Below are 12,937 nucleotides of genomic sequence, written 5' to 3'. Positions count from 1 at the left end.
GGCGTGCAGTATCAGGTGGAGAAGCTCGATTATCCTGAGAAAAAGGCGTATGTTCGCGAGGTTAATGTTGATTATTATACCGATGCCAATCTAGCTACAGAGCTTAAGGTGCTTCACGTTGACAAGGAAAGAGAAGCGGGGGATTTACTACTCCAGTATGGCGAGCTTACCGTGAATGCAAAGCCTACTATTTTCAAAAAAATTAAATTGCGCACTCATGAAAATATCGGCTCTGGACCCATCCATTTACCAGAAGAAGAACTGCATACGAGCGGGTATTGGTTCTCTTTCAGTGAGGAAGAAGCGGCGAAGAAGAGTAAAAATGAAATGCAATTCGCATTGCTTGGTATTGCTAACGTGCTTGTTCATATTGCACCGCTATATCTGATGTGTGATCCGTTTGATATTAGGGTTGTTCCTCAAGTGAAAGCGGTGCATACACAGAAACCAACGATATACTTTTATGATCGATATCCTGGCGGTATCGGGCTTAGTGAACGGTTGTTCGAGGTACATGATGAGCTTGTTCGACAAGCGATGTCACTCATCCGCGCATGCTCCTGTCTTAGCGGTTGCCCTGCCTGCGTTGGCCCGATTGAAGAGGTTGGCCTGCTTGGCAAGCAACAGGCGTTAGAGCTTCTTAATGAAATGGGTGGATTGCGATGAGCGGGCTTCGCGATAGAATGAACCGCCTGCGCGGGGGAAACGTTGATCGTGATGCTGAGCATGTTGAGCACACTGAGCACATTGAGCACACTGAGCACATTGAGCACACTAAGCTTACTGAGATGGATAGTCCGCCTGAATCTTTTGAAGTAACAAATGCTCCCGACCAACTGATAACGGAAGAGGACGAATCAGAGTGGATTTCTCCGGTTTGGGCAAACTTTGGCGTCGAGCTGCAAGCAACGGAAATCGGCAGCTTTTTACTAAGAAAGATCATTTATCCCATATCATTTCGACACGGACTACATGCAATTGACGAGCTGCATCATGCGGCTCCCGGTTTAACAAATTTTCATCCAACTGTCAGCACATCAGCGGAGCAAATCTTGTTTTTGGATTTGGAAACGACAGGTTTAGGCGTGGGTACAGGAAATGTGCCGTTTATGGTAGGGATAGGCTACATGTGGAATGAACAATTTGTCATTGAGCAAGCATTAATTCGCCATCCTGCTGAGGAACAGGCTATGCTTACCTATTTGCAGCAGAAGCTAAGCAACTATACCTTTCTTGCTACGTATAATGGAAAGACATTTGATTGGCCGCTTGTACAAAATCGATTCATAATGAATGGATTTGGCCGAAATATATGGGAACCGAAGCATCTCGACTTTCTTCATCCTGCTCGATCGATATGGCGAAATACTTTAGTTTCTTGCAAACTAAGTCAAGTTGAAGAGGAACGACTCGGTATTCAACGTGTGGATGATGTGCCTGGATCATTAGCTCCGCAATTGTATTTTGAGTTTTTGGCTACAGGGGATCCAACACCGCTTGAAGGTGTATTTCTTCATAATGAAACTGATATGCTGTCGCTTGCTTGCTTAGCTATTCGCTTTGGGCATTTGTTGAATGGAAACCTTCACGATTTCATTCCTCTACCAACTGAACCAGAGGAAATGGTTCGCACCGGTCTTTGGCTTGAGAAGATGGGGAAATCACAATTATCCGATCAATTGTTCGAACTAGCTTTTCATACAGAAAAAGCAAACGCATCAACACTTCTTATGCTGGCGGGACGTGACAAGAAGGCTGGAAATTGGGTGCGTGCTGTGTTATTGTGGCAGAAGGCAATTATTCATTCAACCTCACATCATAGTTCTGCCGCTTTGGAAGCAAATGTTGAGCTTGCGATGTATTATGAGCATAAGCTGAAAGATTATGAAACGGCTTTGCAATTCGCTAAGAATGCATTAGAGCATGCTGTAACCCATTCCATGATGCAACGGATAGATACTAAACGGCGAGCTGAAATTGACGCTTTGCGTAATCGAATTTCTCGTCTTCATCGGAAGTTAGAGAAGCTAAATCGAACCATGTGATGTGAATATAAGAATCAAATGTATAGTATAGACGTATAAACAAAAGGATACAATTGGTTTTGGCATGGGAGGCACACGCAGATATGATGGTAAAACGGCCTAAAATGCGCGGTTTACTTATTGATTTAGATGGAACCTTATATCACGGTACACACCGAATTGAAGGTGCAGATACACTTGTTTCTTATTTAAAAGATATTGGGCTGCCTTATCGCTTTGTAACGAATAATTCTTCTGCTTCACCCGAGGATGTGGCGGATCGGTTGACTACTATGGGGATCGCAGCGTCACCAGAAGACGTTTGTACTTCGGCACAAGCTGCCGCACAGCATATAGCTGAGTTACAGCCATATGCAAAGGTTTTTGTAGTTGGTGAAGAAGGCTTAAGGGCTGCATGCACGCAGGCCGGTTTGGAGCTTACAGAGGATCAGCCAGATTTTATACTACAAGGCATTGATAGATCGTTTACGTATGAAAGACTAACCAAGGCAGTTAGATATATCCATGGCGGCGCTCAATATGTATTAACGAATCCTGACTTGCTGATCCCGTCTGGAGATGGGCTTATACCCGGTGCAGGGTCAATTGGCGCAATGTTAAAGGCTGCAGGAGGCAAGGAGCCGACACTGATCGGTAAGCCCTCACCTATTTTAATGAAATTTTCATTGAACAGTATTGGTCTCTCCGCAGACGAGACATGGGTAATTGGTGATAACATGGCAACAGATATCGCGTTTGGCCATACTTCAGGTTGTGGAACGGTACTCGTTCTAACAGGCCTTACTACAGCTGATAATTTAGATTATTACGTTGAACAAGCTGGCTGTAAGCCGGATATGATTTGCAATCATCTAGAGGAGCTTCGTGCGTTTATTTCCGATTATAGTGGGATATAAGAGAAACAATCGAAGACAATAGGAAGGAAGCGGATTTTCATGCATGAACTGCCGGAATTGGAATTATACAGGGCTGCACTAACGGAGCATTTTGCCGGAGCCCAAATCACCGGTATAGAAGTTACAAACGCTAAAGTATTTCAAGTAAGCACAGAGCAGCTCGAGAGAGACATTGTTGGAAAAATGGTATGGTTCATCGAACGACGCGGCAAGCATTTGCTGTTCCATTTAGATAATGGCAAACGGATTATGCTCCATTTGTCACAGGGTGCTTATTTATATAAAGGATCAGACGAGGATCAACCAAGCCGCGTTGCTCAGGTCATTATGCGATTCGCTAATCAAACACTTTATATCATCGGACTTCGCGCTGACGATATGCAGATGTTAACGGTTAAAGGAGTAGAAGAGCAGCTTGGACAGTTCGGACCAGATCCTTTTGAGAAAAGATTAAATTTGGATCGCTTCATTGAACGTTTCGCAAAGAAACGCGGCTCCATAAAGGCAGCTCTTATTGACCAGCATGTATTATCTGGAATTGGCAGCATATATGCTGACGAGATCTGTTTTGAAGCGGCTGTTCGTCCTGACTCGAAAATTCCGGTTCTAGAATTGCAAACTTGGGAACGCGTATACGCTGCTATGCATAAAGTGCTAAAGGAAGCGATTTCACACGGTGGTGTTGGTGACCAGCCTTTTTCCGAGGACGATAAGCTAACGGGTGGATATAATGTTCATCTCAAAGTGTATAATCGTGAAGGTCAATCTTGCCATAGATGTGGAGCATCGATTGAGAGAATAAACGTATCCGCACGAAAAGCATTTGTATGCTTGAGCTGTCAGAAGGATCAGTGAGAGTGATACAGCTTGCTTTGAAAAGGATGCGTGAATGGAGGATTCGACCATGATTCATGTTTATTTAGATGATTATCGCGAATGTCCCAAAGGATTCGCACTCGCGTTAAATGCAGAGGAATGCAAACAACTGCTTGATCTCGAGTCTGTTGATATTTTGTCTCTTGATTATGATCTTGGCTGGGGCCAGCCTACGGGCTACGAAGTAGTTCGCCACATCGTAGAGAGCGGTCRCTACCCAGAGCAAATCTACCTTCACACATCCAGTGCATCAGGCCGTATGCAAATGTATCATTTATTATCAACCAGTATTCCGGCAGGAACCAAGCTCCACAACGGTCCCATGTCGGAAGAGTTATTAAATAAGATTGCTAATCTAGTGAGATCTGAGTAACAATAACGTTACTCAGATCTTAGTGTATCTAGATTACACAAGCGCTCCAAGCGTTCTAAGCGCTCATAAACAGGAAGCGTGTCCCATCGGGACGAAAGCGATCCACCACATAAGGTAACTCACAGCTAATTCTGTAACTCCCACGTTAGTCCAATTGCAGGTGTCCAGAGGGTGCAACCCTCGGGGCCCTCCCTTGGAAGGGAGGGTTTGGGTGGGTTCGAAAAGCCTTTTAAGGTTTGGTTGGAAGCCTTTGAAGGTTTGGGTGAAAGCCTTAGAAGGTTTGGTTAGAAGCCTTTGAAGGTCTGGTTAGAAAGCCCTTAAGGGTTTGGGTGTAAAGCCTTTGAAGGTCTGGTAGAAGCCCTAAAGGGTTTGGGTGTTTTGTAGGAATATATAACGGAAGAGGCATAGAAACGTGAGTCAATGGATTGGAACAGCAAATCAGAGCTATTCGCCTTATGCGATGGAAGAGCTTCGGAGGATTATTGAGGGCGCGGCCTACACACAACTATCGGCGGGTGAAGTTTTTTTGATGAATAGCCCACTAAGCCGCGAGGCCACATTGGAAGCCATCCATCAGCAGGAGCCTATTTTCTTGCGGCATGTACAGCCGGTTGATCGGACGATTGAAATAAACGGTAACGCAAATGACCTAGAACAGTTATCCGATATGGTGYGGAATGCTGTATTAACGCTTCAACATAAACGGATTGCCGTACATATTAGACGTACTTCAAAATCTGAATTTCACTATAGCGCGTCAGACACGAAAGCAGTTATAGATGCGGTCCTTGAAGAAATTGATGCTGAGCCGGTCGTACAGCAACCGGATATTATAATTGCCATTTATGCTGCAGCGCAGCAGCTTTACATTGGTTTTGGCACGCCCTCGGAAATGTTGTCTGATTGGCCAGGAGGCGCTGTTCGATTTCAACGTGAAGAAGGACAAGTCTCTCGTGCTAAGTTCAAATTGCTGGAAGCGGAGCGGACATTCGGGATGGATTATTCCTTGTTTAGCCGTGCGTTAGATATTGGTGCTGCACCAGGTGGATGGACTTCTTTGCTGCTTGAGAGAGGATTGCATGTGACCGCGGTTGATCCAGCAGACTTGCATCCATCATTAATCGGACACCCGGCTTTAAACCATTTAAAGCGCAATGCGTCTGAAGTGAAATTTAAGCCAAAAACATTTGATCTACTTGTCTGTGATATGAGCTGGAGTCCTATGCTCATGTGTAAGCTGGTGCTGGATCTTGAAGCATCGCTTGCAGAAGGAGCATCAGCAATTATTACAGTTAAATTAATGCATCGCAAACCGCTTCAAACGATAAAAGAAGTAATTGAGAGACTGGGAACAGTGTTTTCACTTGAACGAGCGAAACAGTTGTTCCATAATCGAGAAGAAATTACGTTGTATTTGCAAAAAAAATAACTAATCGCCACTTCATTTTGAACAAGCACGATTGGTTGTTTTACCTTATCATTTTATGCTAAAGTATCAGTAATTAATAAGATAGAGTATCGGGAAAGCATCCCAATTCCGCTTCTGTGACAACAGGCGGCATTGGAATGCTTTTTTTTGTGCTCAGATAAGGGGGAATTAGCTTGAACAATTCTCAAAGTAACATGCATACATTACAGATGGGGGAAATAATTGGTGAACGATATCGGATTGTAGGAACGATTGGAAGAGGTGGCATGGGGGTTGTGTATGCAGTAGAGGATATGAAGCTAGAGGGTACATTGAGAGCCTTAAAGGTAACGATTTCTAATCGGAGTGGCAGCAGCAGATACTCGGATGAAGCTTATACGTTAATGCAGCTACAGCATCCGCATTTACCTTTAATACTTGATTACTTTACTGGGTTTGAAGAGGGATGTGAAGTGCTAGTAATGGACTATATTGACGGACAGACCATTACTGCAGCAATCGGAACCCTCACCAGCTTTACATTCAATCAAATGATAAATATCGCCATTCAACTTTGCTCTGCCTTATGTTATTTACATTCGCAGTCACCGTCTATTATTCATCGTGATTTGAAGCCATCCAATGTAATGATAGATAATAATGGACATATAAAGCTCATTGATTTTGGTATATCAAGGCGTTATAAGGATGATAAAGATCAGGATACGACTCAACTAGGTACAGTTGGATATGCCGCACCAGAACAAGCAGGAACTGCTCAAAGCGATGCGAGAACGGATGTGTACGGCTTTGGGGCACTGCTGTATTACATGGTTAGTGGCGGTAGAAGCTATTCGTCAGACCGTTCAACAGAATGGAATCAGAATTTATTCGATCATTTGCAAAGTGAGCTGCCGGCTGCGTTCAAAACGGTACTTCAACGTATGCTCCAGCGCGATCCACAATTTCGATTTCAAACGATGGATGAGGTCGAGCGCGCTTTAAGAACATTTGAACAACGATTACCACGATATGATAATCTAAGCCATAGTCAGGCTGAATCTCGCAACATTCCTCCTGCTAAGCGTGTTCAAGCTTGTGTCCTTTCTTTATCATCTGGTGCAGGAGCTACATTTATAACAGTAACTTTAGCAGCACTATTAGAAAAACTAGAAGTAGCAACGATTGCAGCGGAGTATTGTGGCTTATGTCCAGAATGGCATGGGATGCTGCCAAAGAAAGTTAGGCCGATAGCTTCCGAACAGGAAGGTCAGCCAGCTTTTGATCAACGATATATAAATTACAAGCAACAGGAAAGCAAGGTTAGCTGGTTAACGCTACTACCGGAGCAGCCTTTACAGATGATCTCTGATGATCAAAGATTTGAACAGATGCTTCGTCAATTAAAAAGTGAGGTCACTTTGATCGATCTGTCTGACAAATGGAATGAGCCTCGTGCGCTTCAGCTGTTGAAGGAGTCGCGATTAATATTCATAGTAGCAGATCCTTGTGTAGCCAAGTGGCAGCTTATTGCTCTGCACAGGCTTACAAACTTAGCCGAGGAGTTAAAAGATATGGGATGCCGTTTTATATGGATTGCTAATAAGGATATGCGGTTTCGTGAACGGAGTGAATGGCTGGCATTATTTCCAGTAAAACCGGCTGCTGCAATACCATTACTCCCAACCGAAGCAGTAGTGTCCGCTCAATGGAATGGACAATGGATTACTGACGAAACTCGCCATGCAAAAAGGTTGAATCGTGCTTTTCAGCCTATTTTTGCATTGCTTTACAATGAATTTAATACAAAATAGTCGGATTTGTGTTACAATAATACGGGCAAAACGATAGAACTTGAAGACTAGATTTAGTGATCATTCATGAATGGAGATAAAAATAATGAGTTTGTTAACTGTAGAGCAATTATCACATACGTTCGGGGATCGGGTATTATTCAAAAATGTATCCTTCCGTTTGTTAGAAGGGGAGCATGTTGGTCTTGTCGGAGCTAATGGGACGGGTAAATCCACGTTAATGAATATTTTGACTGGAAAGCTCTTGAAAGATGAAGGTAAGGTGGAGTGGACTCCTCGCGTTCATTATGGATATTTGGATCAGCATACAAAGCTTGAAGCAGGTAAAACGATTCGCGATGTATTGAAAGATGCTTTTGCCCCGATGCTTGTCTTGGAGCAGGAGTTAAATGATATTGCAGCACAAATGGGTGAAGCTGATTCGGATACGCTTGAAAAATTGCTTGAGCGAATGGGCGAAATTCAAGAGGAACTTGAAATAGGCGATTTCTATTTAATCGATGTGAAAGTAGATGAAATGGCAAATGGTTTAGGTCTAAGCGTTATTGGTTTAGATCGCGACGTAACCGCGCTTAGCGGTGGTCAGCGTACGAAAGTATTGCTTGCAAAGCTACTTTTGGAGAAGCCTACGGTCTTATTGCTTGATGAGCCTACGAACTATTTGGATGAAGAGCATATCAACTGGCTGACCAATTACCTAAAGTCGTATCCTCATGCCTTTGTTCTTATTTCACATGAAACGGACTTTATGAACCAAGTAGTAAACGTTATTTATCATCTTGAATTTACGAAGATGACACGTTATACAGCCGATTATGATAAGTTTCTTGAGATGGCTGACTTGAATAAAGCTCAGCATATTGACGCCTATGAGAAGCAAAGGGACTTTATTAAAAAGCAGGAAGACTTTATTTCTCGAAATAAAGCACGTGCCTCGACCTCCGGCCGAGCGAAGAGCCGTGAAAAGCAGCTCGATCGAATCGATCGAATCGACAAGCCTGAAGAAGCTGCTAAGCCTACTTTTAACTTTAAAGAATCACGCGCAAGCAGTAAAACCGTTTTTGAAGCTAAAGATATGGTCATTGGATATAACAAGCCATTGCTGCCAAAAATGAATATGCTTATTGAACGCGGTGATAAAATTGCTATTGTTGGTTGTAACGGTGTTGGTAAATCGACTCTACTTAAAACCATTCTTGGCGTTGTTCCGCCTCTTGACGGTAAAACCTATCGTGGTGATTATTTGAGCTCAGCTTATTTCGAACAAGAGTCCAAAGCACCAACGATGACTCCACTAGATGATGTATGGAATGAGTTTTCGACGATGACGCAGTCAGAGGTTCGCGGAGCACTGGCACGTTGCGGTCTGAAAAATGAACATATCTCTCGTCAGCTTAATCAGCTAAGTGGTGGAGAACAAGCTAAGGTTCGCCTATGCAAATTGTTGATGCACGAAAGTAACTGGATTTTGTTCGATGAGCCGACGAACCATTTGGATGTCGTGGCCAAAGCTGAATTGAAACGTGCGCTTACAGCATTTAAAGGTACTGTAGTGCTTGTATCTCACGAACCTGACTTCTATGAAGACTGGGTTACCAAAGTTTGGGATGTTGAAGCTTGGGCGATGCAAACACAGCATTAAACGAAGGCAGTACTTTTGAAGAAAGATGTACTCATGCAGCACAGGCCGGTCTACTTTTTCATGTAGATCGGCTTGCTTGCTTTTATGAGGTTGCTTCATTATGATGAAAGAAAAGGCACGTGATTAAGAAGATAAACGAAAAGCAGGTGAGCGTTAAGATGAAAGAACGAATTCTTGTCGTTGAAGACGAAGCGGGTATTTCTCGTAYATTGCAGCTTGAATTAGAGCATGAGGGTTATTCTGTAGGAACTGCGGCTGACGGCCGTACTGGCTACGAAATGGCATCTACAGGAGAATGGGAGCTAATGCTGTTAGATGTGATGCTTCCTGAAATGAGTGGAATTGAAGTGCTGCGATTGTTGCGCCAAGCAGGAAATCCAGTGCCTATTATATTGTTGACTGCTAGAGATACGGTGCCGGATAAAGTGAGTGGTTTCGAGCACGGTGCGAATGACTACATTACAAAACCTTTTGCGATGGAAGAGCTGCTAGCGCGCGTTCGCAATATTTTACGTATTTTTCAGATAAACCCGCGAGAAGCGGAAGGTTCTGACCTCATTAAAGTTGGTGATTTGACGATTGAGCTGCGGACACGCAAAGTATATCGCAAAGATCTTCTAATTGAATTAACTCCACGTGAATTCGAGCTTTTAGTTTACTTAGTGGAGAACAAAAACGATGAAAAGTCTCGTGAGGATATTTTATCCGAGGTATGGGGCTATGATTTCATTGGTGAAACAAATTTAGTTGATGTATATATTCGTTATTTACGTCAAAAGCTGGACAAGGGTTACCGCCATAAGCTGATTCATACGGTTCGTGGAGTAGGTTATATGATAAAGGAGCCCGATGCATGACACTGCGTAAACGATTTACGCTTTTCACTATTTTTTGGCTTATTTTTATTCTGATTCTGTTTAATATTTTCGTGTACTTTTATGTCATAAAAATCACGACTGATAGCGAAGAAGAAGTGATTTCCAATAAGGTAAATACGATGCTGGAGAACCCTCGAATACAGAGTGGCCAAGGGCTAAATACTCCAGAACTGCTGAACGATTATTATAACGTGAATGAAATGATTCGTATCATTGTGCCGAATAATCGTGTAGTCAATATATCGGGTACTAACCCGCTTTTGCTTGAGCTGCCTGCCACATTCGAGACACAGCATCATACAGGCATGATTACTAAGAGCGGGGAGCGTGTGTTATACATGCGTGTACCGCTTTATGAGGGTAGCCATGTCATCGCCATGCTTGAGGTTAGTCGGATTTTAGATGAACTGGACAATTACTTGCAAGTTCTGGTCGCAGCTTTAAGTATTACGAGCGGCGGCGCTGTTTTATTTGCTATTTTTGGTACGTATTGGTTCACATCAAGGCTTACTGCTCCTATTCAGCAAATGGTTAATACGATGCGAGAAATTGATCGAAGCGGTAAGCTCAAACAAATTGAACTGAGTAATCGTGAGGAGTCAGCAGAGCTGCAGCAGCTAGTACGCGCCTTCAATCAGATGATTGAACGACTTGATCGTACATTCGCCAAACAGAAGCAGTTCGTAGCAGATGCTTCGCATGAGTTGAAAACTCCGCTTACCGTTATTAGCAGTTATGCAGGAATGTTGAAGCGGTGGGGGCGAGATGATCAGAGCCTACGCGACGAGGCAATTGAGGCGATCGACAAGGAAGCAAATCGTTTGCAAAACTTGACGAAATCGATGCTTATGCTCGCAGAAGCCGAACAAGAGGATTGGTTGCAACAGGAGCTGTTTGATGTCGTTCAGGTCGTTGATGAAATCGCGACGATGCTGCAAACCACTTTCGGGCGCTCTATTCGCGTAAAGGCATTATCAAAAGTAGTTCGAATGGTTGGCGATAAGGACAAAATCAGACAATTGCTCGTTATTTTATTAGATAATGCGATTAAATATTCAAAGGATCCGATTGATATCACAATCACTCTAATGAGAAACATTGTGAAAATCGAGGTCAAGGATAAAGGGATGGGTATTCCTGAAAACGAGATACCTCATCTGTTTGAACGCTTCTATCGGGTAGATGGAGCAAGAAGTCGTACAACCGGTGGAGTTGGTCTCGGATTATCCATCGCGAAGCGAATTGTCGATTTGCATGAAGGTAAAGTAGATGTATTTAGCTTGCCTGATTTAGGGACTACGATTACTCTGCAGTTTAAGCAGCGTAGAACTTAGAACTTACGAAGAGGCTAAATGATAATTGATAGGAGGTTCATCTATGAAGTTTCGTACGGCAGCCGTTCAGTATAAGCTGGAGGACATTGGATCCTTTGAGCAATTCGCTGATCAGGTGACTCACTATGTACGCAATGCGTCTGAATACGGGGTTCAATTTGTATTGTTCCCCGAGTTTATGACGACTCAATTATTGTCTATTGGYGATGGTCATGGAAATGCTCTCTCGATTGAGAGCTTGCCTGATTTTACGGAAGCCTACTTGCAGCTTTTTGGTTCATTAGCTGCAGAGTATGACGTATACATAGTTGGCGGTACACATGTTATTGAGGTTGATCATGGCAAGCTTCGAAATGCTGCACACCTTTTCCATCCGAATGGGAAGGTAGACATTCAGCATAAAATACATCTTACACCAACTGAAGTTAGTGAGTGGAATATGTCAGCTGGCGAAGGTGTTGAAGTGTTCGAGACGGCATTTGGCAAAATAGCGATGCTGACCTGCTATGATATTGAATTCCCTGAAATCGTACGCATGGTTAGGGCAAAGGGGGCCGATGTTATATTCTGTCCATCCTGTACAGATGATCGTCACGGTTTTTACCGTGTAAGATATTGCTGTCATGCGAGAGCGATTGAAAATCAGGTATACATCGTGACTACAGGAACAGTAGGTTCTTTACGCAAAGTTGATTTCATGCGTGCGAATTTCGGCCAAGCGGCAATAATTGCTCCGAATGACATTCCGTTCCCTCCAGCTGGTATTTTAAGCGAGGGAATCATAAATGATGATATGTTAGTCGTTGCCGATCTTGATCTAGATCTGCTAGAGGATGTAAGAGCGAGAGGGTCTGTGACAACTTGGAGAGATCGGAGAACAGACCTCTACCCCGATTGGAACTGATCAAACGCTCTCAAAATCTATAATGAGTAGAGGTGGAACGTCATGCAGAAGTCAYTGTATTTATTTATAGACGGAAAACCGCAAGAAACCATTATTCGCAATTATACCGAGTCTGATTTTACTGCACTTATAGATATACAACGTGAAAGCTTTCCTCCTCCTTATCCAGAAGAGTTATGGTGGGACCACGAGCAGTTGTCTGAGCACGTCTCACGTTTTCCAGAAGGCGCCTTATGTGCGGAGCTCGATGGGAAATTGATTGGATCTATGACTGGACTTATAGTTAATATGGATGATTACAACAACTCTCATAATTGGAACGCGATAGCTGACGAAGGCTATATTCGCAATCATAACAGTAGCGGTGACACACTCTATGTTATAGATATTTGTGTTATCCCAGCTTATCGCAAATCAGGTATTGGAAAATGGCTCATGCAAACGATGTGCGAGACGGTGGTGCATCTAGGTTTGCAAAGGCTACTTGGCGGTGGGAGAATGCCTGGTTATCATGCCTATGCGGCCGAGGTTTCTCCAGAGGTTTACTTGGAGAAAGTGCTGCAAGGTGAATGGAAGGATCCTGTCATTACTTTTCTTCTGAGATGCGGTCGGACACCGATCGGTGTTGCCCATCATTATTTAGATGATGTACAATCTTGTAATAATGCTGCCATTATGGAATGGCGTAATCCATTTAAATAAAGGAGAAGTGCTATTATGTTAACTTACCATCGCATTACATCCATTGAAGACCAATACTTTAGCGC

The 12,937-nt window shown here is 43.3% G+C and carries 12 protein-coding genes; all 12 read left to right on the top strand.

Annotated features, from left to right (window positions below):
• The coding region (locus AC1DWN_RS16745; RefSeq protein WP_477560040.1) for a Zn-binding domain-containing protein at positions 1 to 666 on the top strand (666 nt) is incomplete at its 5' end.
• The gene (locus AC1DWN_RS16740) at positions 663 to 2,045 is read left to right on the top strand and encodes a ribonuclease H-like domain-containing protein (RefSeq protein ID WP_477560039.1); all 1,383 of its coding nucleotides are present in this window, start codon (positions 663 to 665) and stop codon (positions 2,043 to 2,045) included. The genes AC1DWN_RS16745 and AC1DWN_RS16740, both read left to right, overlap by 4 nt.
• Before the next feature lie 86 nt (positions 2,046 to 2,131).
• On the top strand, positions 2,132 to 2,941 hold the full coding sequence (locus tag AC1DWN_RS16735; RefSeq protein WP_477560041.1) for a TIGR01457 family HAD-type hydrolase: 810 nt from the start codon (positions 2,132 to 2,134) through the stop codon (positions 2,939 to 2,941).
• 39 nt (positions 2,942 to 2,980) lie between these two features.
• Positions 2,981 to 3,796 (top strand): Fpg/Nei family DNA glycosylase, encoded by an 816-nt coding sequence (locus AC1DWN_RS16730; protein WP_477560038.1) that lies wholly within the window; start codon positions 2,981 to 2,983, stop codon positions 3,794 to 3,796.
• Positions 3,797 to 3,845: 49 nt separating this feature from the next.
• The gene (locus AC1DWN_RS16725; protein ID WP_477560037.1) at positions 3,846 to 4,190 is read left to right on the top strand and encodes a cyclic-phosphate processing receiver domain-containing protein; all 345 of its coding nucleotides are present in this window, start codon (positions 3,846 to 3,848) and stop codon (positions 4,188 to 4,190) included.
• A 412-nt stretch (positions 4,191 to 4,602) separates the two neighbouring features.
• Positions 4,603 to 5,619, top strand: a complete 1,017-nt coding sequence (locus tag AC1DWN_RS16720) for an SAM-dependent methyltransferase (RefSeq protein ID WP_477560036.1) — start codon at positions 4,603 to 4,605, stop codon at positions 5,617 to 5,619.
• A gap of 173 nt (positions 5,620 to 5,792) precedes the next feature.
• Entirely contained in the window at positions 5,793 to 7,412 is a 1,620-nt protein-coding gene (locus AC1DWN_RS16715; RefSeq protein ID WP_477560035.1) for a serine/threonine protein kinase, read from the top strand.
• Between the two features lie 85 nt (positions 7,413 to 7,497).
• A complete protein-coding gene (locus AC1DWN_RS16710) occupies positions 7,498 to 9,054 on the top strand; it encodes an ABC-F family ATP-binding cassette domain-containing protein (protein ID WP_477560034.1) in 1,557 nt (518 codons plus the stop codon).
• A 158-nt stretch (positions 9,055 to 9,212) separates the two neighbouring features.
• A complete protein-coding gene (locus AC1DWN_RS16705) occupies positions 9,213 to 9,911 on the top strand; it encodes a response regulator transcription factor (protein WP_477560033.1) in 699 nt (232 codons plus the stop codon).
• Positions 9,908 to 11,266 carry a sensor histidine kinase gene (locus AC1DWN_RS16700; RefSeq protein WP_477560032.1) on the top strand — a complete coding sequence of 453 codons (1,359 nt, stop codon included), beginning with the start codon at positions 9,908 to 9,910 and terminating at the stop codon, positions 11,264 to 11,266. The genes AC1DWN_RS16705 and AC1DWN_RS16700 overlap by 4 nt, the downstream gene beginning before the upstream one ends.
• A 43-nt stretch (positions 11,267 to 11,309) precedes the next feature.
• Positions 11,310 to 12,170 carry a carbon-nitrogen hydrolase family protein gene (locus AC1DWN_RS16695; RefSeq protein WP_477560031.1) on the top strand — a complete coding sequence of 287 codons (861 nt, stop codon included), beginning with the start codon at positions 11,310 to 11,312 and terminating at the stop codon, positions 12,168 to 12,170.
• A gap of 42 nt (positions 12,171 to 12,212) precedes the next feature.
• A complete protein-coding gene (locus AC1DWN_RS16690) occupies positions 12,213 to 12,872 on the top strand; it encodes a GNAT family N-acetyltransferase (protein WP_477560030.1) in 660 nt (219 codons plus the stop codon).
• Positions 12,873 to 12,937: the final 65 nt, after the last annotated feature.

The organism is Paenibacillus sp. P4_A7 (genome assembly GCF_056402455.1).
The sequence above is the reverse complement of the archived record's forward strand: the minus strand, read 5'-3'. Positions and strand labels throughout refer to the sequence as shown.

What these genes read in the sequence shown, in the direction of transcription:
- AC1DWN_RS16700 (WP_477560032.1), top strand. Translation starts at nt 9,908, where the DNA reads ATGACACTGCGTAAACGATTTACGCTTTTCACTATTTTTTGGCTTATT.
- AC1DWN_RS16740 (WP_477560039.1), top strand. Translation starts at nt 663, where the DNA reads ATGAGCGGGCTTCGCGATAGAATGAACCGCCTGCGCGGGGGAAACGTT.
- AC1DWN_RS16710 (WP_477560034.1), top strand. Translation starts at nt 7,498, where the DNA reads ATGAGTTTGTTAACTGTAGAGCAATTATCACATACGTTCGGGGATCGG.
- AC1DWN_RS16730 (WP_477560038.1), top strand. Translation starts at nt 2,981, where the DNA reads ATGCATGAACTGCCGGAATTGGAATTATACAGGGCTGCACTAACGGAG.
- AC1DWN_RS16735 (WP_477560041.1), top strand. Translation starts at nt 2,132, where the DNA reads ATGGTAAAACGGCCTAAAATGCGCGGTTTACTTATTGATTTAGATGGA.